This window comes from Cognatishimia sp. F0-27, assembly GCF_020667845.1.
Classification (GTDB): Bacteria; Pseudomonadota; Alphaproteobacteria; order Rhodobacterales; family Rhodobacteraceae; genus JAFMPQ01.
The window spans coordinates 1-435 of record NZ_JAFMPQ010000113.1; the positions used below are offsets into that span (position 1 = coordinate 1).

The following is a 435-nucleotide window of genomic DNA, read 5'->3' on the forward strand; positions in this document are numbered from 1 at the left end:
CACGCTGGCCGGGCGCAGCGGGGATGACACGCTGTCTGGTGGCGCGGGCGACGATCTTCTGCTCGCCGACAGCGGCACAGACAGCATCAACGGGGAAGGCGACACCGACACGCTGTCGTTCCAGTTCGTGAACGCGGCGGCGGCGGTCAATCTCGAGAATGGCGTGGCATCGAGCAGCCTGAGCGGCTCGGACACGGTGACGCAGGTCGAGAACGTGATCGGCAGCAGCCAGGGCGATCTGATCTTTGGCGCCAACCTCGTCGACAACCATCTTGACGGCGGCAGCGGCGCGGACCGGCTTTATGGCCTGAACGGCGAAGACACGCTGGAAGGCGGGCTCGGGGATGACGAGCTCTATGGCGGCGCGGCGAATGACACGCTCGATGGGGGCGAAGGCGCGGACACGCTTGAGGGCAATGACGGCGATGACAGCCT

Annotated in this window: 1 protein-coding gene; it reads left to right on the forward strand. The window is 66.4% G+C overall.

The genetic code is table 11. From position 1 onward, the window contains the following. Positions 1-435, forward strand: a 435-nt coding sequence (locus J1C49_RS21565) for a calcium-binding protein (RefSeq protein ID WP_304522464.1), incomplete at both ends; no start/stop codon positions are given.